We start from the raw sequence: 20,168 nt of genomic DNA, 5'->3' as shown, positions 1-20,168 counted from the left end.
CCGCGCACCAGCTCGTTGTCGCCCTCCGGCAGGATGCGCTCGCTGCCGCCCCCCCCCACCGTGGCCGCGGACCGGGCGTGCCGAGCCGCCGTCAGCGAGCGGAAGTTCGTCCCGCGCGCCGCCCCCGCCCGCTTCGCCGGCCGTGGATCCGGACGTGCGCGCACCGATCATCCGGGTCGAACAATTTCCGCAAATCGATCGATATCGCGGATGCCAAAAGGTGGCCCGATAGGTCACATCTGTCACGGCGCGTCATGTCGGGCCGCGCCACTTCCGGCATTTTCCGTCTCCCGATCAACCTGTTAGCGCAAACAACCGGGCCTAGGGCGCGCCGCGGCGGCATCGGCGCGTGATGCGCCGGGGTTACAAACTTGGCACGTGACTTGTGTCACGATTTACCAACACCCCTCAGCATCACCCAGGGACCCCCATGCCCTCTCCTTCCCCGCTGGCGCTTTGCGTCGCGATCGCATGCGCCGGCATTCCAGGACTCGGCGTCGCCCAGACCCCGCCCCCGACCTCCGCGCCGCCCACGGCCGAGGACGTCTGGCGACTGCGCGACGGCCGGCAGTGGTACGCCGCCCTCTCCACACTGGAACGCGCCGCCGCGCACGCTCCGGACGATCCCGGCCTGTACAAGCTGCGCGCGCTCCTGCTCGCCGACATCGGCAGCGGCTACCGTGCATGGACCCTGTACCAGGCCCGTCCCGAGCTGTTCGATGCCGACGAGCGCGAATGGCTGGAAGCCCGGCGCCTGGGCCGGATGGTCACCTGGAGCGAGGCCCAGGGCGCCAGCGACGAGACCCGCCTGGACGATGCCCGTGCCGCCGAAGCGGCGATCGAGACCTATCTCCGCACGCAGCACCCGGACGGTCGGGACGTTCCGCTGTCCGTCCGCTTCGACCGCCTGATCGTGCTGAACGAGCTCGGCGAGCACCAGCGCGTCGTGGACGAGTACGAATCGATGCGGCGCGAAGGCGTGGACGTGCCCGACTACGTGCTGCCCGCCATCGGCGAGTCGCTGTTGGTCCTGCAGCGGCCGAGGGAAGCGGCCGGCGTGCTGGAGAAGGCCCTGCAGACGGCGCCGGAGAACTCCGTCCTGCGCACGCAGCTGGCCTTCGCCCAGCTGGAGTACGAGCGGCCCGACCTCGCCCTGGCGCAGCTGCAGGCCTACGCCGCGCGGCAACCGCCCTGGGTATACGAGCGCGGCGCGCGCAATCCCTACGAGAACTGGGGCCGCTACGACGCGGACGTCACGCATGCCATGATCAGCGCCTACAGCGGCTACCTGCCGCAAGCGCAGTCGGAGCTGGAGGCGCTGGCCACCGTCGGCCCGGCCAACGGCGGCCTGCACACCTCGCTCGGCGAGGTCTTCATGATGCGCGGCTGGCCGGAGCGGGCGCTGGAGCGCTTCCGCATGGCCCAGACCCTCGACGAGCGCGACGTCGGCGCCCGCATCGGCCAGGTGGACGCCCTGATGGCGTTGCAACGGGACGACCTCGCCGCGCCCCTGCGCGACCACCTCCTGCGCTACTACCCGGGACAACCGGCGGTGATGCGCATGGACCGGGCATGGCGCGTGCATCGCGGTTGGCAGTGGCGCGCGTACGCCTCGATCGGACGCAGCGACGACAACGACCGTGCGGACAGTTCGCCGCTGGGCAGCCGCGACGGACGCTACGGCGTGGAGGTGCAGACGCCGATCCTGGACGACCGGTGGCGGCTGACCGCCTCGGCCGACGACCGCTGGGCGGAGTTCGACGGCGAGCGCATCCACCATCGCACGCAAAGCGTGGGCGTCCGCTACGCGTTCGACCGCCTGGACGCGCACCTGGCGGCCAGCCACGCCGACGATCGGGTCGGCGGCACCGGCATCGACCTGGCGGTCGGCTGGCGCTTCAACGACCAGTGGAGCGCCGCCACGAACGCCCGGCGCAACGATCCGGATGCCTCGCTGCAGGCGCGCGCCGCCGGCATCACCGCCGACAGCGTCGGTGCGACCATGAACTACGCGCGCGACGAACGATTCGCCTGGAACCTCGGCGTGACGCGCTTCCGGTACGACGACGGCAACGTGCGCACGGCGTTCTCGGCCGGCCTGGACCAGCGCGTGCTGACCCGGCCGCACTTCCTGCTCGACGCCAGCCTCGGCGCGTACGCCAGTCGCGGTACCCGCGACGACGCGCCCTACTTCAATCCGTCGCGCGACGGCTCGTTGGAGCTGGGCCTGCGCGCCGATCATCTGGCCTGGCGCCACTACGAGCGGCATTTCCGCCACCGCCTGACCGCCTCGATCGGCCCCTACTGGCAGGAGCGTTTCGGCAGCGCCTGGGTGCCCTCGCTGCGCTACGAGCACGAATGGCAGTTCGCCCTGGGCCGGGTCCTGACGTACGGCGTGAACTGGTCGCGTCCCGTCTACGACGGCGAGCGCGAGGAACGCCTCGGCTTCGACGTCGAGTTCCGCTGGGGAGAATGAGGAGGATGGACATGAAAAGGCATTCGACGTGGCTGCGGCCACTGTTGGCGCTGTGCGCGCTGCTGCTCCCCTTCGCGGCGCCGGCGGCCCCGACGGCGCCGGAGGCGGAACGGCTGCTCGTGCTCAGCTACCACGACATCCGCGACGACGTGGCGCGCAAGGGCGACCCGGACCTTTACGCGGTCAGCACGCAGAACTTCGCCGCCCACCTGGACTGGCTCGACGGCCAGGGCTACCACCCGGTATCGCTTTCGCAGGTGATCGAGGCGTCCAAGGGCGGGCGCCCGCTCCCGCCCAGGCCCGTGTTGCTCACCTTCGACGACGGGCTGCGCAGCGTCTACACCCGCGTGTTCCCGCTGCTGCAGGCGTACGGTTATCCCGCCCTGGTCGCGGTGGTGACGGACTGGGTGGATCTGCCCGCCGGCCGCACGGTGGACTACGGCCCGCGCCCGTTCACCCGAGACGACTTCCTGACCTGGGCCCAGATCCGCGAGATGCAGGAGAGCGGCCTGGTCGAGATCGCGAGCCACACCAACGATCTGCACCACGGCGTGCTGTCCAATCCGCAGGGCAACTCCACACCCGCGGCGGTGACGCGCATCTACGATCCGGCGACCAAGCGCTACGAGACCGAGGACCAGTATCTCGCGCGCATCCGATCGGACCTGGAGCGCAGCGTGCAGCTGATCCGTACCCACACCGGGCGCGCGCCGCGCGCGATCGTCTGGCCGTACGCGGCATACAACAGCGTGATCAGCCGCATCGCCGACAGCCTGGGCATGACCGTCTCCTTCGACCTGGAAGGCCGCAACACGCCGGTGCAGCCTGACCTGCACGGGATGGCGCGCCTGCTGGTGACGGGCAACCCCACCGTGGTCGAGCTCGCCAACATCCTGCGCAGCGATCCCGATCCGGTCCGGATCCGTGCGCTGCAGATCGACCTGGACGCGGTGTACGACGACGATCCGGCGCAGATCGAGCGCAACCTCGACGCGCTCGTCGAGCGCGTCAAGAAGATCGGCCCGAACCGCATCTTCCTGCAGGCGTTCGCCGATCCGGACGGCAACGGCTCGGCCGATGCGCTGTACTTCCCCAACCGCTTCATGCCGATGCGGGCCGACCTGTACAACCGCGTGGCCTGGCAGCTGCGCACGCGCGCGGGCGCCGAGGTCTACGCATGGCTGCCGGTGCTCGGCTACGAGCCCGCCGACCCGCGCCAGCGCGAAGAATGGGCGATCCGCAGCCCGGAAGCCGACGGCATCTTCCGCCTCGATTTCACCAGGCCCGAGGTCCGCCGCTTCATCGCCGGCATCTACGAGGACCTGGCCGCCAATTCGTACATGGACGGCCTGCTGTTCCACGACGACGCCTACCTGCGCGACGTCGAACTGCCGCAGTTCCTCCCCGGCCAGACCGAGGCCCGCACCCAGGCGCTGATCGATTTCACGCTCGAGCTGCGCGATGCGGCCCAGCGCTGGCGTCCCAAGCTCAAGATGGTGCGCAACCTGTACGCCCGGCCGGTGCTGGAGCCGGAGAGCCAGGCCTGGTTCGCCCAGCGGCTGGACATGTTCAATCACGCCTACGACTACACCGCGCTGATGGCGATGCCTTGGATGGAAGGCGCGCGCGATCCCGAGCGCTGGCTGGACCGCCTCGTCGAAGCGGTGCGCGTGCACGATCCCGAGCTGCGGCAGACCGTGTTCGAGCTGCAGACGGTGGACTGGAACCGCCGGCAGCCGATCCCCGGGAAGCGCCTCAAGGCCCAGACCCGGCGCCTGATCGCGCAAGGCGTGCGCCACCTGGCCTGGTACCCCGACGACTTCATCGCCGACCGGCCCAGCACCGCCGACGCCCGCGCCGCGCTGTCCGCGCGCACCTTCCCCTACGCGGAGGAATGAGCATGAGCATGCATCCGGCGCTGTACGCGCTGTTCCAGTTCGCGTTCTTCTACCCGATGGTGATGGCGTTCTTCTGGATGTCCGGCGGCCTGTACTACTTCTTCCGCCGCGAGCGCCACGAGCGCGCGCGCAACGACCCGCCGCCGATGGACCCGGCGCCGTTCGCCTCCATCCTCATCCCCTGCCACAACGAGGCCGGGGACGTGGAGGACACCATCAACGCGGCGCTGTCCCAGCGCTACCCCGCCGACTACGAGGTGATCGCGGTCAACGATGGCAGCACCGACGACACCGGCGCCCGCCTGGACGCGCTGGCCGCCGCCAACCCACGCCTGCGCGTGCTGCACCTGAGCCGCAACCTGGGCAAGGCCAACGCCCTGCGCATGGGCGCGCTGGCGGCGCGCTCGGAGTACCTGGTGTGTGTGGACGGCGACGCAATGCTGGACGAGTACGCCCTGCACTGGATGGTGTGGCACCTGGTCTCCGGCCCGCGCGTGGGCGCGGTCACCGGCAACCCGCGGGTGCGCAACCGCTCGACCCTGCTCGGCCGGCTGCAGGTGGCCGAGTTCTCCTCGATCATCGGCATGATCAAGCGCGCCCAGCGCGTGTACGGGCGCCTGTTCACCGTGTCGGGGGTGATCGCCGGCTTCCGCCGCACCGCCCTGCACCGTGTCGGCTACTGGGCCGACGACATGGTCACCGAGGACATCGACATCAGCTGGCGGATCCAGCACGACCACTGGGACATCCGCTACGAGCCCAACGCCCTGTGCTTCATCCTGATGCCGGAAACCCTGCGCGGCCTGTGGCGGCAGCGCCTGCGCTGGGCCCAGGGCGGCGTGGAGGTGCTGCTGCGCCACGGCCTGTCCATGCTGAAGTGGCGCAAGCGGCGCATGTGGGGCGTGCTGGCCGAGTACGTGCTCAGCGTGGTGTGGGCCTACACCATGCTGGGGATCATGCTGCTGTGGCTGCTGGGCAGGTTCGTGGCCCTGCCCGAACCGTTGCAGGTCGGCACGCTGCTGCCGCGCTGGCACGGCATGGTGCTGGCGCTGGTGTGCCTGCTGCAGTTCGCCAGCAGCCTGGTCATCGACCGCCGCTACGAAACCCATGTAGGCCGCAACTACTTCTGGGTCATCTGGTACCCGATGGCCTACTGGCTGATCAGCCTGTCCACGACCGTGGTGGCGCTGCCCAAGACGCTGCTGAAGCGCCGCGGTGCCCGCGCCGTCTGGGTCAGTCCCGACCGGGGTGTCCGATGAGCATCGCCAAGTACGACTACCGCCTGATCCAGCGCCCGCAGAACGTCCCGCTGGTGCACCGCACGCTGTGGGGCGCGGCCACCGCCATCTTCTGGGCCGCCTACCTCTACCTGTGGCTGCCGGCCATCACCATGCTGGCCTGGCTGCTCGGCCTGCGCGAGGGCTGGATCCGCATCTACCGCGACAGCGATCAGGTGGATCCGTTCGTGTTCGTGAGCCTGCCCCTGATCTGCGCGGCCTGCGCGCTGCTGGTGATCGCCTGGGCCGAATACAACCGCCGCCGCTTCAGCGGCGTGGAACGGCGCATGCCGATGCCGCAGGTCCCGCACGAGGAGATCGCCCGCGGTCTGGGCACCACGCCGGAGCTGGCCCGGCGTCTGGCCGCCTCGCGCGTGGTCACCCTGGTCATGGGCGAGGACGCGCGGCCGGTGGCCCTGCTCGAGGAGGGCATGGCCGCCGCGACTTGAGCCGGCGGCGCTGCGGACGGGACCGCGGCGACCGGTAGAATGGCCGCCTCCCCCCGTCCGGCCCGGCCCCGGCACCGCCCGGTCCGGGCCTTCGCTTCCGGATGTCCCGTTTCCCCGATTCCCGCCCCTCCTTCCGCGGACGCCTGCTGGTACTGGCCGGTATCCTCCTGGCGGCGTTCAACCTGCGCACCGCGGTCACCTCGCTGACCCCGCTGCTGGACCTGCTCGGCCGCGAGTTCGGCTTCGGCCCCACCGTGGCCGGCGTGCTGGGCATGGTGCCCACCGCCACCTTTGCCGCCGCCGGCGTCGGCGCGCCGCGCCTGGCCCACCGCCTGGGCCTGGAACGGGCCGCGGTGCTGGCCATGGCCCTGGCCGCGGCCGGGCTGCTGGCACGCTCGCTGGCCGGCGGCCCCGCCATGCTGCTGGCGGCCTCGGCGGTGGCGCTGGCCGGCATGGGCATCGGCAACGTGATCCTGCCGCCGCTGGTCAAGCGCTACTTCCCCGACCGGGTCGGCGTGCTCAGCTCGCTGTACATCACCACCCTGCAGCTGGGCACCATCCTGCCGGCGCTGCTGGCGGTGCCGGTGGCCACGGCCGCCGGCTGGCGCGTGTCCATGGGCCTGTGGTCGCTGCTGGCCGCCGTCGCGCTGCTGCCCTGGCTGGTGGGGCTGCGCCGCGAGCGCGACCCCGGCAGCGCGCTGGCGCGCCTGCACCAGGCCGCGGTGCGCCCCGGCGACGAAGCCCCCGAGCTGCCGCCCGCGCGCGGACGGGTCTGGGCCACCGGTCTGGGCTGGGGCATGGCCCTGACCTTCGGCATGACCTCGCTGGTGACCTATTCGCTGTTCACCTGGCTGCCGGCGCTGGTGGTCGAGGCCGGCGCCAGCCGCGCCTTCGGCGGCGCCATGCTGGCGCTGTTCTCGGCGCTGGGCCTGGCCGGCTCGCTGGCCATGCCGGTGCTCGCCGCGCGCCTGCGCAACCCGCTGCCTGTGGTGGCCGCCTGCGCCGCCGGCCTGCTGGCCGGCTTCGTGGGCCTGTACCGGGCGCCGCTGGCCGCGCCGGTGGCGTGGGTGGTGCTGCTGGGCCTGGGCTCGAGCACCTTCCCGCTGGCCCTGACCCTGGTGAACCTGCGCACGCGCACGCCGGAAGGTTCGGCGGCGCTTTCCGGCTTCGCCCAAGGCGTGGGCTACGCGCTCAGCTGCCTGGGACCGCTGCTGTTCGGCTGGCTGCACGCGCACACCCACGGCTGGGGCGCGTCCTTCGCCTTCCTGGTGGCGTGCGTGGCGGTGATGCTGGCCGGTGCCTGGCGCGCATGCCGCCCCGGTTTCCTCGAGGACCGCTGGTAGGGGCACCTACTCCGCCGGGGCCAGCAGGTCCGGATGGCGGACCTGGCCCTCGCCGCGGACCACGAAGCGCTCCACGGTCAGCGCCTCCAGGCCCATCGGCCCGTAGCTGTGCAGGCGCGTGGTGGAGATGCCGATCTCCGCACCCAGGCCGAGCTCGCCGCCGTCGGAGAAGCGCGAGGAGGCGTTGACCATCACCACCGCCGAGCGCAGCGCCTGGACGAAGCGCTCGGCATGGCTGGCATCGGCGGTGACGATCACCTCGGTGTGGTCGGAGGTGTAGCGCTGGATGTGTTCGATGGCTTGCTCCAGCCCGTCCCCCACGCGCACCGCCAGGACCAGGTCCAGGTACTCGGCGGCGTAGTCGTCCCCGGTGGCTTCGCGCAGGTCCGGCACGATCGCCCGGCTGCGCGCGCAGCCGCGCAGCTCCACCCCGCGTTCGCGCAGCGCGCGCACCGCCCGCGGCAGGAAGGTGGCGGCCACGTCGGCATGCCCCAGCAGCGTCTCCAGGGCGTTGCAGGCGGCCGGGCGCGAGCACTTGCCGTCGATCAGCAGGTCCAGGGCCAGGCCCAGGTCGCACGGCGCGTCCACGTACTGGTGGCACACGCCCTTGTAGTGCTTGATCACCGGCACGCGCGCGTGCTCAGCCACGAAGCGGATCAGGCCTTCGCCGCCGCGCGGGATCACCAGGTCCACGATGTCGTTGAGCTGGATCAGCTCCAGGATGGTCTCCCGGCGCAGGTCCTCGACCAGGGTGATGGCCGCCTCCGGCAGGTCGGCCTCGCGCAGGGCGCGCCGGAGCGCGGCGGCGATCGCGGTGTTGGAGTGGATGGCCTCCGATCCGCCGCGCAGGACCACCGCGTTGCCGGCCTTCAGGCACAGTGCGGCGGCGTCGGCGGTCACGTTCGGGCGGGCCTCGTAGATCATCGCGATCAGGCCCAGCGGCACGCGCACGCGCTCCACGTGGATGCCGTTGGGGCGGTCGTAGGCGCGGGTCACCTGGCCCACCGGATCCGGCAGCGCCGCCACCTCGCGCAGGGCGTCGGCCACGCCCTGCAGGCGCTTGCCGTCCAGGCGCCGGCGGTCGAGCATGGCGCTGCCCCCGCCCTTGGCCCGGGCGGCCTCCAGGTCCCTCGCGTTGGCCTCCAGGATGACCGCGGCGTCCGCCTCCAGGGCGGCGGCCATCGCCTGCAGCAGGGCGTTCTTGGCGTCGGTGGACAGGGCGGCGACGGCCAGGGCCGCGTCGCGCGCCTGCAGGGCCTGGGTCCTGATTCCGGTCATGGGGGCAGCCTCGCGGTGGGGTGGCCGGCGACCGGTGCGGTGCCTACAGCAGCACCAGGTCGTCGCGGTGGATCACGTTGTCACCGTAGTTGTAACCGAGGATGGTCTCGATGTCGCGGGAGTGGCGGCCGGCGATCTGGCGCACGTCCACCGCCGAGTACTGGGTGATGCCGCGGGCGATGGCGCGCGTGGTGCCGTCGTCCTGTCGCACCGCCAGCTCGATCATGTCGCCACGGCGGAAGTCGCCCTCGGCCGCCACCACCCCGCCCGGCAGCAGCGAGGCGCCCTTCTCCGCCAGCGCCGCCGCGGCTCCGGCGTCCACCACGATCCGCCCGGCCTCCAGCGGCACGTTGCGCAGCCAGTACTTGCGCGCGGCCAGACGGTTCTGCGCGGCGCGGAAGCGGGTGCCCTGCAGCACCCCCTGGGCCAGCTTCTGCACCGTGGCCGCCCTGGTGCCGTTGAACAGGAAGGTCTCGATGCCGGCCGCGGCCGCGCGCGCGGCCGCCTCCAGCTTGGTGCGCATGCCGCCGGTGCCGACGGCGCTGCCGCTGCCGCCGGCCATGGCGTAGAACTCCGGGGTCAGCGCCTCCACCTCGTTGATGGGCTGGGCGTTCTCCGGGCTGGTGCGCGGGTTGGCGGTGTAGAAGCCGTCGATGTCGGTGGCGATGAACAGCGCGTCGGCGTCCACCAGCGCGGCCACGATCGCGGCCAGGTTGTCGTTGTCGCCCAGCTTGAGCTCGTCCACCGAGACGGTGTCGTTCTCGTTGACCACCGGGATGGCGCCCAGGGCCAGCAGCTCGCGCAGGGTGGCGCGGGCGTTGAGGTAGCGGCGGCGGTTGCGCAGGTCGTCGTGGGTCAGCAGCACCTGCGCCACCGGGCGCTCGAAGAAGCGCTGCCACAGGCCGACCAGCTGCGCCTGGCCCAGCGCCGCCAGGGCCTGGCGCTCGGCGATGCCGGCGCCGCTTTCGGCCTTGCGCTGGAGGATGCCGCGTCCGGCCGCGACCGCGCCGGAGGAGACGATCACCACCTCGCGGCCGGCGCCGATGCTGGCCGAGACGAACTGGGCCAGGCCCAGCGCGTGGCGTGGGGACAGGCCTCGCCCGGCGTCGGCCAGCAGGCTGCTGCCTACCTTGAGCACGGCCCGCTTCCAGGCCGGCAGGGGCTGTTCCTCGAACGGCGGGATCACATGCATGCGGGGCTCCTCGATCCGTTGGCGGCCGCGGGCTGCCGGATGCCGCCGCGGGCGCGGCGACGCCGGGCCTCAGCCCTGCCCCAGGCGCGCCCAGCGCGCCTGCAGCTCCTCCAGGCGCAGGTCGGCGGCCGCGCCCGGCGAGGTGCGCGCGGCCAGGCTGGCCTCGGGCGTGCGGCCCTCGCCGGCGCGGTCGGCCGCGGCCGCGGCGGCCCTGTAAGCCTCGCGGAACGGCACGCCGGCGATGGCGGCCTCCACCGCCACGTCGGGGGCGTACATACCCGAATCGATGGCCGCGCGCATCCGCTCCGGCCGCCACTCCAGGTTGGCCAGCAGCGCCGGCAGCAGCTCCAGCGCGGCCAGGCCGCGGGAGAAGCCGTGGAAGATCGCGCCCTTGGATGCCTGCAGGTCGCGGTGGTAGCCGGAGGGCAGCGACAGCAGCTGCTCGATCTCGGTGCGCGCGGCGGCCACGCTGGCGTGGGTGGCGCGCATCAGCTCGATCACGTCCGGGTTGCGCTTGTTGGGCATGATCGAGCTGCCGGTGGTGTACTGCGGCGGCAGGGACACGAAGCCGAACTCGGCGCTGGTGAACAGCGACAGGTCCCAGGCGATGCGGCGCAGGTCCAGGGTGGCGCTGCCCAGGGCCTCCAGTGCGGCCAGCTCGAACTTGCCGCGCGACAGCTGCGCGTACACCGGGCTAACCTGCATGCGGGCGAATCCCAGCGCGGCGGTGGTGTGCTCGCGGTCCAGCCCCAGGTTGACGCCGTAACCGGCGGCCGTGCCCAGCGGGTTGCAGTCCACCAGGCGCAGGGTGTCCTGTGCGCGCACCGCGTCGTCGATGAAGGCCTCGGCCCAGCCGGCCCACCACATGCCGCAGGAGGACACCACCGCGCGCTGGATGTGGGTGTAGCCCGGCAGCGGCAGGTCCTTCTCCGCGGCGGCGCGGTCCAGGGCGACCCTGGCCACCTCGACCGAGAGCCGCGCCACGCGCGCCAGCTTCTCCTTCAGCCACAGGCGGGTGGCCACCAAGACCTGGTCGTTGCGGCTGCGGCCGGTGTGGATCTTGCGGCCGGCATCGCCCAGGCGCTCGGTCAGGCGCGCCTCGATGGCCGAGTGGCCGTCCTCGTAGCGCTCGTCCAGGACGAAGCGGCCGGCGCGGAAGTCCTCGGCCAGCGCGGCCAGCTCGCGCTTCAGCCCCTCCAGCTCCTGCACCGAGAGGATGCCGATGCGCTGCAGGCCCTCGGCATGGGCGGTGCTGGCGGCGATGTCATGCAGGAAGAACTCGCGGTCCAGGACCACGTCGTCGCCGGCGAGGAAGTGCTGGATCTGGGCGTCCACCGCCACGCCCGGCTTCTGCCAGAGCAGCTCAGCCATGGGAAGTCTCCTTGAAGGCCGGGATCGAGGCCAGCTCGGGCAGTCCCAGCGCGATGTTGATGTTCTGCATGGCCTGGGTGGCCGCGCCCTTGAGCAGGTTGTCCAGGGTGGCCACCACCACCAGGCGCTTGCCGCCCGGGGCCACGGAAAAACCGCCGATCTCCACGCCGTGGCGGCCGGCGATGCGGCTGACCCACGGCGCCTGCTCCACCACGTCCACCAGCGGCTCGCCGGCGTAGCGCTGCTCGTAGCGGGCGCGCACCCAGTCCGGCTTGACCGCCCCGGTCAGCCACATGTTCACGGTCATGGTGATGCCGCGGAAGTGCGGCGCCACGTGCGGCATGAACTCCACCGGCACGCCCAGCTGCGCCGAGACCTCGCGCTCGTGGACGTGGCCGACCAGCGAGTACGGCATCAGGTTGTCGCGCAGCAGCTCGGGATTGTTGCGGTCCGATGGCGTGGTGCCGGCGCCGGAATAGCCGGACACGCCGAAGCACTGCGGCGGGCCGGCCAGGTATTCGAGCATGGGCCAGATCGCCAGCTGCATGGCGGTGGCGTAGCAGCCGGGGTTGCTGATCCGGCGCTGGCCCTGGCAGCGGCCGCGGGGGATCTCCGGCAGGCCGTAATACCAGCCGGCGTCGAAGCGGTGGTCGGCCGACAGGTCCACCACCAGGGTCTGCGGCGCGGCCGCGTCCAGCGCCTCCACGTAAGGTGCGCACTTGCCGTTGGGCAGGGCCATCACCACCACCTCGGCGCCCTTGCCCACGACCGCGGCCGGGCCCAGGTTCTCGTAGCGCAGGTCGCCGGTGTAGGCCGGGTTGTGGTCGGCCACGCGCTGGCCGTCCAGCTCGCGCGAGGACACGAAGGCCAGCTCCAGCTGCGGATGGGCCGCGACCAGGCGGATCAGCTCGGCCCCGGTGTGGCCGCGTGCGCCGACGATGCCGATGGAATAGGTCTTGCTCATGCGTGGGAATCCAGTAGGAAGCGCAGATGGCGGTGCACCGCCGGCCATTCCGCGTCGATGATGGAGAACACGACGGTGTCGCGCCGCGTCCCGTCGGCGTGCCGCTTGTGGTTGCGCAGGACGCCATCCTGCCTGGCACCCAGGCGCTCGATGGCCCGGCGCGAGCGCTGGTTGAACCAGCTTGTCTCGAAGTACACGCAGGCGCAGCCCAGGGTCCCGAGGGCGTGGCGCAGCAGCATCAGCTTGCACTCGGTGTTGACCCCGGTGCGCTGCACCCGCGGCGCGTACCAGGTGTAACCGATGGCCAGCCGCGGCACCTGCGGATCCAGCCCGTACAGGCGGGTGGTGCCCACCACGGCGCCGGCCGCGTCGCGCACCGCGAACGGCAGGGCCTGGCCCTGCACCTGCGCCTCCAGGGCACGGGCCACGTAGGCCCCGACCTGCTCCGGGGCCGGCACGTTGGTGTACCAGAGCCGGTGCAGGCCACCCTCCTCCGCCACCGTGCGCAGCGCCGCGGCATGCTCCGGGCGCAGCGGCTCGAGCACGGCGTGGCGGCCGGCCAGGACCGGCACCTGCGACCAGGCGTCGGTGGCGGCATCGCCCATCTCAGCCCTCCAGGGTCGGTGCCCGGGTGCCGCAGTGTGCCACGCAGCGGGCAATCTGCTCGAAGCCGCCGTCCATGCCGTACCAGAACACCTTCCAGCGCTCCTGCTTGTAGCAGCCGTCGGACTCGGCGTAGTAGAAGTGGTTGACCGGGTTGCCGTGGCGCGAGCGCCAGAACAGCGACGGGGTCTCCTCGCGCATCACCTGCCACACGGCCCGGCCCAGGCCCTCGCCCTGCGCCTCCTCCAGCACCGCGAACTTGTCCAGGTACACACCCTCGGCCTCGTCGGTGAGGATCACCGCGGCGCGGTAATTCTCGCTGACGTAGGCGCGCAGCAGGCGGGTGCGCTCGAAGTAGTCGCCCACCAGGGTGCGGCCGAAGCTGGACTCGATCAGGGCGCGCAACCGGGCCAGGTCCAGCTGGTCCCAGGCGGTGGCGCGCAGCACCTTCTCGCCGCGCCGGACCAGGGTGCCGGACCCCTTGTGGGTGAACAGCTCCTTGGCCAGGTCCGCCGGGCGGGTGATGGACACCGAGGACTCCAGCGGCAGCCTGTCCAGCAGCGTCTTGATCTGCTCCAGCTTCACCCGCATGCCGCCGTTGATCCACGGCTGCGCCATCAGGTGCTCGTACTCGGTGGACAGGTTGATGGACTCGATCACCTTGCCCTTCTCGTCCAGCAGGCCGCCGGTGCCGGTGAGGAAGATGATCTTGTACGGCTGCAGCACCTGCACCAGCTCGTTGGCCGAGAAGTCGGCGTTGACGTTGAGGATCTGGCCGCCGGCAGTCTCGCCCAGGCTGGCGATGACCGGGATCGAGCCGGCCTGCAGGCTGGCCTCGATCGGCCCCAGGTTGACCGCCTTCACCTCGCCCACCAGGCCGTAGGTGTCGCGGTCCAGGTAGTCGGCCTCGAACACGCCGCCGGTGATGGAGGTGGCGCGCGCACCGGCCTGCTGCAGGGCCTCGACCAGCTTCAGGTTGGACTCCAGGAACACCCGGCGGACGATCGCCAGCGCCTCCGGCGTGGTCACGCGCAGGCCGTTGACCGTCTTCTTCTCGATGCCGGCGGCGGCCAGCTTCTCGTCCAGCTGCGGGCCGGCGCCATGCACCACGATCGGGGTCAGGCCCACCTGCTGCAGGAACGCCAGCGAGGAGGTCAGCGCCTCCAGGTCGTCGCGCAGCACCGCGCCGCCGACCTTGACCACGGCGAAGCGCTTGGCGTCCAGCTGGGAGAAGCGCTTGAGGTACTGGCTGATCTCCTTGGCGCTGGCCATGCTGGAGAGCAGGCGGATGATGGTCTGGCGGGTCTGCAGGTGGGCTTGCATGGGCGTGGTCGGGAAAGGGGTGCGGGAAGCGGTGCGTGTGGCGCTAGCGGTTGATGATGCGGTGGACCGATTCGGCGTAGCGGCGCAGCTGGTCCAGGGTGACGAACTCGTCGGCGGTGTGCGCCTGGGCGATGTCGCCCGGGCCGTACACCAGCGCGGTGTAGCCGGCGGCGGAGAACAGCGAGGCCTCGGTCCAGAAGTCCACGGCGTTGCCCACCGGCAGCTCCAGCGCGTCGGCCACGTCGCGCGCGGCCAGGCGGCGCTCCTCGGCGCGGGACACGTCGCCGGCCGGCAGGCTCGGGCCGCGGAAGGTCTCCTCGAAATGGGCCGGCGCCGGCTCGGCGAGGCCGGCGAAGGTGGCCAGCAGGCCGTCGATGTCCATGGACGGCAGCGGCCGGAAGTTGAAGCGCAGCTCGGCGGCCGGAGCGATCACGTTGGCCTTGATCCCGCCCTCGATGCGGCCGATGTTGAAGCGCAGGCCGGTCAAGCCGCCGAAGCGCGCGTGCGCCAGCGACTGCACGTGCGCCAGCGCCCGGTGGCCCCACTCCACCGCCTGGTGCAGGGCGCTGGCGGACGGATCCAGGGCCGCCGAGGCGTGGCCGGCGCGGCCGGCGAAGCGCATCAGCACCGAGGAGATGCCACGGTGGGCCAGCCCCGCCTCGCAGCGGGTCGGCTCGGCCACCAGCACCGCCTCGTAAGGCACGCCACGCCGGAGGAAGGCGGCGATGCAGCGCGGGTCGTTGGCCTCCTCGTCGGAGGAGAACAGGAAGGCGGCGTCGCCCTGGCCGGCGTTGGCCGCGGCCAGCAGCGCGGCGGCCGCGCCCTTGATGTCGCACACGCCCAGGCCGACCACGCGGTCGTCCAGGCGGCGCATCACGTGCGGGTCGGCACTCCACTGCGGCGAGTCGGGCACCGTGTCCAGGTGCACGTTGAACAGGTACTTCGGGTTCCCGCGCACGGCGTACAGGCTCACCGCGCCGGCGCCGTAGTCCACCACCTCGACCCGGAAGCCCGGCAGGTGCGTGCGCAGGTAGTCGAAGATGCCGCCTTCGGCGGCGATGTCGCGCGGCGGGTTGCGGGTGTCGAAGGACACCAGCTTCTCCAGGTGCGCGAGGGTGAATTCGAGCAGGTCGGTCATCGGTCTGGTCCGGTTGCCGCGGCACGGTGCGGGAGGTGCCGGGCGCTTGCCGTGCGCCGTTCCGGGCCGGCGCCGCGGCCGGGCCGGAACGGAGGTGCGGGATCGTGGGCCCCGGTGCCGGTACGGGACCGCCGGCCGTCACCGCCGCGCCGGGTTGCCCGGCGCCCCCGGTCACGGTGCCCGGGGCCGGGTCGTCCGCCTCAGCGGTTGACCTCGGCCCACAGGGTGCTGCTCATGCCGAACAGCTTGATGAAGCCCTCGGCCTCCTCCACGCCCCAGTCGGCCGACTGGGCGTAGGTGGCCCCCTTGGCGTTGAGGATGTGCGGCGAGCGCACGGCCACCGCGTCCACGCGGCCGCCGCGGGTCTCCAGCACCACCTCGCCGTTGACCTTGGCCTGCGAGGACTTGAGGAAGGCCTCCAGGTCGGCCTTCAGCGGGTCGTGGTAGAAGCCCTCGTAGACCAGCTCGATCCACTTGCGCGCCACCTCCGGCTTGAAGCGGTTCTGGTGCTTGGTCAGCACCGCCTCCTCCAGGGCACGGTGCGCGGTCAGCAGCGCGGTCAGGCCCGGGGCTTCGAACACGATGCGGCCCTTCAGCCCGATCACGGTGTCGCCGGTGTAGATGCCGCGGCCCACGCCGTACTGGGCGAACATGGTGTTCAGGCGGGCCAGGATCCTGGCGCCCTCCAGCGGCTTGCCGTCCAGCTCCACCGCCTCGCCCTCGACGAACTTCAGGGTCACCCGCAGCGGCTCCGTCGGCCAGGCCGAACGCGGCGCGCACCAGCCGCGCGCGCCCTCGCCCGGGGCCTCCCACTTGTCGATCTCGCCGCCGGACATGGTCACGCCCAGCAGGTTCTCGTTGATGGTGTAGCTCTTCTGCTTGGCACGCACCTCGAAGCCGCGCTCCTCCAGGTACTTCTGCTCGTAGGCGCGGGTCTGGGTGTGCTGCTTCTGGATCTCGCGGATCGGGGCGACGATGCGGTAGTCGCCCTGGGCCTTGACCGCCAGGTCGAAGCGGACCTGGTCGTTGCCCATGCCGGTGCAGCCGTGGGCGATGGCGTTGGTGCCCAGCTCGGCGGCGCGCCTGAGCGCGGCGTCCACGATCAGGTAGCGGTCGGAAACCAGCAGCGGATACTGCCCCTGGTACCCCTCGCCCGCCCACACGAAGGGCTTGACGAAGCCGTTCCAGATCGCGGCGGCGCCGTCCACGGTCACGTGGCTGGCCACGCCCAGCTCCGCGGCGCGCTGCTCAATGTAGGCGCGCTCCTCGGCGTCCACGCCGCCGGTGTCGGCGAACACGGTGTGCACGTTCCAGCCCTGCTCCTTCAGGTAGGGCACGCAGAAGCTGGTGTCCAGGCCGCCGGAGAAGGCCAGGACGATGTCGCGGGATTCGTTGGGGTTGCTCATGGGACAGGTTCCGTGGGAATGCGTGGGGAGCGGTCAGCGCACCAGGGCGGCCATCACCGCTTTCTGCACGTGCAGGCGGTTTTCGGCCTCCCGGATGGCGATGCAGTTGGGCGAGTCCATGACCGCGTCGGTGGCCTTGACGTTGCGGCGCAGCGGCAGGCAGTGGCTGAACACGCCGTTGTTGGTCAGGGCCATCTTGGCCTCGTCGACGATGAAGTGCTTGTACCGGTCGCGGATCGGCTTCTCCGGCTCCCAGTTGCCGAAGTACGGCAGCGCGCCCCAGCTCTTGGCATAGACCACGTCGGCGCCGCGGTAGGCCTCCTCGATGTCGTGGCTGATGCGGAAGGAGCCGCCGCTTTCGGCCACGTTCTGGTTGGCCCAGCCGATGTAGCGCTCGTCGAGGATGTACTCCGGGGTCGGGCACAGCAGGGTCACGTCCATGCCCAGGCGGGTGGCGATGGTCAGGGCGGAGTTGGCCACCGCGGTGTTCAGCGGCTTCGGGTGGTAGGTCCAGGTCAGGACGTACTTCTTGCCGCGCAGGTCGGTGGTGCCGAAGTGCTCCTGCAGGGCCAGGGCATGGGCCAGCTCCTGGCACGGGTGGGTGATCGTCTCCATGTTGATCACCGGCACCGTCGAATACTTCGCGAAGGCCTTGAGCACGCGGTCCTCGCGGTCGTAGGACCAGTCCTTGAACTTCGGGAAGGCGCGCACGCCGATCAGGTCCACGTAGCGGGCCAGCACCCGCGCCACCTCGGCGATGTGCTCCTCGGCCTCGCCGTCCATGACCGTGCCCAGGTCGAACTCGATCGGCCAGGCGTCCTTGCCGGGCTGCAGGACGATGGCGTGGCCGCCCAGCTGGAAGGCGCCCAGCTCGAAGCTGGTGCGGGTCCGCATGGACGGGTTGAAGAACACCAGCGCGATCGACTTGCCCTTCAGGTGGTCGCCCAGGCGGTGCTTCTTGAACTCGGCGGCCTGCGCCAGCAGCGCGTCCAGCTCGGCGCGGCTCCAGTCCTGAGTGTTGAGGAAGTGCTTGGGCATGGTTGGTTCCTTGCGGTGTCGGCCCCGTCAGGCCTGGCGTTGTTCGGATCTTTTGCGGTTGAAACCTTCCCCGGGCCCCGGAAACGAAAAAACCCAGCCTGGGGCTGGGTCTTCGGCGGACAGCACGGCACTCCGGTCACCCAGCAGGAAAGCAGGATTCCGGTCGGCGCGCGCGCGAGGTCATCCCGGAGGCCATCCGGGCGGCGCTGGCGGCGTGCGGCTGCAGGTCGGTGTTCATGGGTCGCCCATCCTCGCACGCAGGCGCGCGGGGCGCAAGTATGCGAAGGTCTACGGGTTGGCCTGCTGGGGGCGGGCCTGGGCCTCGGGCACGTACGGGGTCACCGAGACCCGGACCCGCAGGCGGTTACCCGGGTCCTCGGCCAGCCGGGAGCGGTACTTGGTGCCCTTGTAGACGTAGTCCACGTCGTAGGCGATCGGCCGCTGGAACTCGCGGTCCACCTGGACGATGCGGCAGTTCTGGCGCGTCTGCGGGGGCGGCGACGGCGGGGCCGGCTCGGGCTCCGCGGCGCCGGAACCGCCGAACACCGAGCGGACCGACTCGACCATGCGCGACCACAGCCCCTCCTCCCGGGCCTCCTCCCGGGCCTCCTGCCGCGCCTGCCCGGCCTGCGGCGCCGGCTCCGGGTCGCAGCGCTCCTCGGTGCGGGTGGCGCGCAGGGTCTGGTAGACCGGTTCCACCCGCAACACCTGGGCGTAGTCGATCTTGACGTTCTCGGCCGGCACCACGCGGATCTGCGGGACCTCCTGCGCCGCCTCCGGCCTGTCCGCGGCCCAAGCCGGATGCGCGGCGCAGCACGCCAGGGCCAGCAGCGGGTATTTCGGGAGTCGGAGCATCGGTACCGGGCACCTCAATGCAGGCCGGCAGTTTAGGCGCGCCCGCCCGCGGCCGGCTGAACCGTACCCTGCCGTCGAGCGTGGCGCGGGCCGGCCGCGCGGCACGCGGCCGGCCCGCGCGCCGCCCGCGTTAGAATGGCCTGTTCGCACCCCTTGCCGCGATTGCCGATGTCCCTGCGCCTGTACAACAGCCTGAGCCGCCAGGTCGAACCGTTCGAGCCGCTGGACCCCGCCTGCCCGACCATGTACGTGTGCGGGCCGACGGTCTACAACTACGTGCACATCGGCAACGCCCGCGGCCCGGTGGTGTTCGGCGTGCTGGCCGCGCTGCTGCGCCGCCGCTACGGCGCGCTGAAGTACGCGCGCAACATCACCGACGTGGACGACAAGATCAACGCCGCCGCCGCCGAGGCCGGCGTGCCGATCTCGGCCATCACCGGGCGCTACGCCGCCGCCTACCGCGAGGACATGGCGGCGCTGGGGGTGATCGGCGACTTCGCCCCGGACATCGAGCCCACCGCCACCGGCCACATCGCGCAGATGATCGCGATGATCCAGGGCCTGATCGAAGCCGGCCATGCCTACGTCGCCGAGGGCCACGTGCTGTTCTCGGTGGGCAGCTTCCGCGGGTACGGCAAGCTGTCCCGGCGCGACCCGGAGGAGATGCTGGCCGGCGCCCGCGTCGAGGTGGCCCCGTACAAGCGCGACCCGGGCGACTTCGTGCTGTGGAAGCCCTCCACGCCGGACCTGCCCGGCTGGGATTCGCCCTGGGGCCGCGGCCGCCCGGGCTGGCACATCGAGTGCTCGGCCATGGCCGCCACTCACCTGGGCCGGACCATCGACATCCACGCCGGCGGCGTGGACCTGCAGTTCCCGCACCACGAGAACGAGATCGCGCAGAGCGAGTGCGCCCACGGCGCGCCGTTCGCCCGCTTCTGGCTGCACAACGGCATGCTCAACTTCGGCGGCGCCAAGATGAGCAAGTCGCTGGGCAACATCGAGCGCGTCCACGACCTGCTGCGGAAGCACCCACCCGAGGCGCTGCGCTATGCCCTGCTCTCGGCCCACTACCGGCAGCCGCTGGACTGGAACGACGCCCTGATCGGGCAGTCCGTGCGCACCCTGGACCGGCTGTACGGCACCCTGCGCGACCTGGCCGCCGTCGAGGCGGCCCCGGTGATCCCGCAGGCCGTGGAGGACGCGCTGGACGACGACCTCAACACCCCGCTGGCGCTGGCCGAGCTGGCCCGCATCGCCGGCGAGGCGCGCAAGGCCGGCGGCGACGCGGCCCGCGCGCGCCTCAAGGGCGAGCTGCTGGGTGCCGGCCTGGCCCTGGGCCTGCTGCAGCAGGCGCCGGAGGCCTGGTTCAACCGCGGCGCCTCCGGCGGGGACGAGGCCCGCATCCAGGCCCTGATCGACGAGCGCCAGGCCGCGCGCAAGGCGCGCGACTTCGCCCGTGCCGATGCCATCCGCGATCAGCTGGCCGCCGAGGGCATCGTGCTGGAGGACACGCCGCAGGGTGTGCGCTGGGCGAGGAAGCGCTGACCGCGGCGCCTG

The 20,168-nt window shown here is 71.8% G+C and carries 16 protein-coding genes; 6 read left to right on the top strand and 10 right to left on the bottom strand.

Annotation, left to right across the window (positions count from 1 at the left end; translation table 11 throughout):
• Positions 1-430 precede the first annotated feature (430 nt).
• The 5 genes from pgaA to CR938_RS07395 all read left to right on the top strand — a co-directional run bounded on the left by pgaA (position 431) and on the right by CR938_RS07395 (position 7,443).
• The gene (gene pgaA / locus CR938_RS07415; RefSeq protein ID WP_162124395.1) at positions 431-2,476 is read left to right on the top strand and encodes a poly-beta-1,6 N-acetyl-D-glucosamine export porin PgaA; all 2,046 of its coding nucleotides are present in this window, start codon (positions 431-433) and stop codon (positions 2,474-2,476) included.
• 11 nt (positions 2,477-2,487) lie between these two features.
• Positions 2,488-4,374, top strand: a complete 1,887-nt coding sequence (gene pgaB, locus CR938_RS07410; protein WP_162124394.1) for a poly-beta-1,6-N-acetyl-D-glucosamine N-deacetylase PgaB — start codon at positions 2,488-2,490, stop codon at positions 4,372-4,374.
• Between the two features lie 2 nt (positions 4,375-4,376).
• Positions 4,377-5,633 carry a poly-beta-1,6-N-acetyl-D-glucosamine synthase gene (gene pgaC, locus CR938_RS07405; RefSeq protein WP_162124393.1) on the top strand — a complete coding sequence of 419 codons (1,257 nt, stop codon included), beginning with the start codon at positions 4,377-4,379 and terminating at the stop codon, positions 5,631-5,633.
• Positions 5,630-6,100: a poly-beta-1,6-N-acetyl-D-glucosamine biosynthesis protein PgaD gene (gene pgaD / locus CR938_RS07400; RefSeq protein ID WP_162124392.1), complete on the top strand. Its 471-nt coding sequence runs from the start codon at positions 5,630-5,632 to the stop codon at positions 6,098-6,100. The genes pgaC and pgaD overlap by 4 nt, the downstream gene beginning before the upstream one ends.
• Before the next feature lie 101 nt (positions 6,101-6,201).
• Positions 6,202-7,443 carry an MFS transporter gene (locus CR938_RS07395; protein ID WP_162124391.1) on the top strand — a complete coding sequence of 414 codons (1,242 nt, stop codon included), beginning with the start codon at positions 6,202-6,204 and terminating at the stop codon, positions 7,441-7,443.
• A 6-nt stretch (positions 7,444-7,449) separates the two neighbouring features.
• Here CR938_RS07395 and CR938_RS07390 read toward each other — a convergent pair whose 3' ends face one another.
• From CR938_RS07390 to CR938_RS07345, 10 genes are all read right to left on the bottom strand, one after another.
• Complete coding sequence (locus CR938_RS07390) at positions 7,450-8,721, bottom strand: glutamate-5-semialdehyde dehydrogenase (RefSeq protein ID WP_162124390.1); 1,272 nt, start codon at positions 8,719-8,721, stop codon at positions 7,450-7,452.
• Positions 8,722-8,764: 43 nt separating this feature from the next.
• Positions 8,765-9,913, bottom strand: a complete 1,149-nt coding sequence (proB, locus tag CR938_RS07385; protein WP_162124389.1) for a glutamate 5-kinase — start codon at positions 9,911-9,913, stop codon at positions 8,765-8,767.
• A 69-nt stretch (positions 9,914-9,982) separates the two neighbouring features.
• Complete coding sequence (gene argH / locus CR938_RS07380) at positions 9,983-11,284, bottom strand: argininosuccinate lyase (protein WP_162124388.1); 1,302 nt, start codon at positions 11,282-11,284, stop codon at positions 9,983-9,985.
• The gene (argC, locus tag CR938_RS07375; protein WP_162124387.1) at positions 11,277-12,248 is read right to left on the bottom strand and encodes an N-acetyl-gamma-glutamyl-phosphate reductase; all 972 of its coding nucleotides are present in this window, start codon (positions 12,246-12,248) and stop codon (positions 11,277-11,279) included. Before argC ends, argH begins: the two co-directional genes overlap by 8 nt.
• Positions 12,245-12,853 (bottom strand): GNAT family N-acetyltransferase, encoded by a 609-nt coding sequence (locus tag CR938_RS07370; RefSeq protein WP_162124386.1) that lies wholly within the window; start codon positions 12,851-12,853, stop codon positions 12,245-12,247. The genes argC and CR938_RS07370 overlap by 4 nt, the downstream gene beginning before the upstream one ends.
• A 1-nt stretch (position 12,854) precedes the next feature.
• A complete protein-coding gene (locus tag CR938_RS07365; protein WP_162124385.1) occupies positions 12,855-14,174 on the bottom strand; it encodes an acetylglutamate kinase in 1,320 nt (439 codons plus the stop codon).
• 43 nt (positions 14,175-14,217) lie between these two features.
• Positions 14,218-15,312: an acetylornithine deacetylase gene (locus CR938_RS07360; RefSeq protein ID WP_162124384.1), complete on the bottom strand. Its 1,095-nt coding sequence runs from the start codon at positions 15,310-15,312 to the stop codon at positions 14,218-14,220.
• 200 nt (positions 15,313-15,512) lie between these two features.
• On the bottom strand, positions 15,513-16,718 hold the full coding sequence (locus tag CR938_RS07355; RefSeq protein WP_162124383.1) for an argininosuccinate synthase: 1,206 nt from the start codon (positions 16,716-16,718) through the stop codon (positions 15,513-15,515).
• 33 nt (positions 16,719-16,751) lie between these two features.
• A complete protein-coding gene (locus CR938_RS07350; protein WP_162124382.1) occupies positions 16,752-17,756 on the bottom strand; it encodes an N-acetylornithine carbamoyltransferase in 1,005 nt (334 codons plus the stop codon).
• Positions 17,757-18,044: 288 nt separating this feature from the next.
• Positions 18,045-18,611: a hypothetical protein gene (locus CR938_RS07345; protein WP_246191005.1), complete on the bottom strand. Its 567-nt coding sequence runs from the start codon at positions 18,609-18,611 to the stop codon at positions 18,045-18,047.
• 168 nt (positions 18,612-18,779) lie between these two features.
• On the opposite strand from CR938_RS07345, the gene cysS reads away from it, so the two are divergent.
• Complete coding sequence (gene cysS, locus CR938_RS07340; RefSeq protein WP_162124381.1) at positions 18,780-20,156, top strand: cysteine--tRNA ligase; 1,377 nt, start codon at positions 18,780-18,782, stop codon at positions 20,154-20,156.
• The last annotated feature ends 12 nt before the right edge of the window (positions 20,157-20,168 follow it).

The sequence above is a fragment of the Pseudoxanthomonas taiwanensis genome (assembly GCF_010093135.1).
Lineage (GTDB): Bacteria > Pseudomonadota > Gammaproteobacteria > Xanthomonadales > Xanthomonadaceae > Pseudoxanthomonas > Pseudoxanthomonas taiwanensis.
This window is presented reverse-complemented; position numbering and strand designations above follow the sequence as displayed.